We start from the raw sequence: 222 nt of genomic DNA, 5'->3' as shown, positions 1-222 counted from the left end.
CCCAGGTGACCCAGGTTCTCCAACTTCGACTCCTGCAAGCTCGTGCCGATCGAGATCACCGCGGCGCGCTCGGGCATGCCGGCCTTCTTCGTGGCGGCGATGATCGCCTTGACGTTGGCGGTCTGCTCGTCGTTGAGGGCGATGTGCGACTGCGCGCCCTGGGTGCCGTGCGGGATCAGCTTGGCGGTGTCGGGCTTGTCGGCCTGCACGACCGCGACGGGC

The 222-nt window shown here is 68.5% G+C and carries 1 pseudogene; it reads right to left on the bottom strand.

The features are described from left to right. Positions 1 to 222: pseudogene (locus ACPXB1_RS30730) on the bottom strand (hypothetical protein); the annotation flags it as partial.

The organism is Micromonospora sp. DT68 (genome assembly GCF_049847245.1).
GTDB lineage: Bacteria > Actinomycetota > Actinomycetes > Mycobacteriales > Micromonosporaceae > Micromonospora > Micromonospora profundi.
This window is presented reverse-complemented; position numbering and strand designations above follow the sequence as displayed.